Below are 506 nucleotides of genomic sequence, written 5' to 3' on the forward strand. Positions count from 1 at the left end.
TTGTATGAAAAGTATAGATATTTATACAAAATTAAAAATAATCTTCTTAACATCTATGGCTATGTTTGTTATTGGAGCAGCATTTATCTTTTTTATAGAAAATTATATAATATCAATTATTTTTGTACTTGTTGGTATTTTTATTGATTGGAAATTTTATCGTTGCCCAAATTGTAATCATTATTTAGATTCAAGAATGGAACTTGTAAAGAATAGTACTTATTGCCCATATTGCGGAAAAATTATCAAATAGTGATTTAAATTGCATTTTTTTAATAATGGAATTTTTTTAATATGAAAATTTGATTATTAATAATCAAGATATTACATATAAATAATAAAGTTTAACTGAATTTAATTGCATTGTTTTATTTATTTTTATAAAAGAACATCTATATGTGCTATAGATATACTCTTATCTTTTTTGTTGTATCTTAAAATTTTTTAGCATAATAAAAAAGATATAAAGAACTATCTACAAGTTCTTTATATCTTTTAAATATATA

The 506-nt window shown here is 19.4% G+C and carries 1 protein-coding gene; it reads left to right on the top strand.

Annotation, left to right across the window (positions count from 1 at the left end):
• On the top strand, positions 1–253 hold a 253-nt coding region (locus KGF50_RS21820), incomplete at its 5' end, for a hypothetical protein (RefSeq protein WP_413926859.1).
• Between the last annotated feature and the right edge of the window lie 253 nt (positions 254–506).

Source organism: Clostridioides sp. ZZV15-6598, from assembly GCF_020657705.1.
In the GTDB taxonomy this organism is placed as follows: domain Bacteria; phylum Bacillota; class Clostridia; order Peptostreptococcales; family Peptostreptococcaceae; genus Clostridioides; species Clostridioides difficile_F.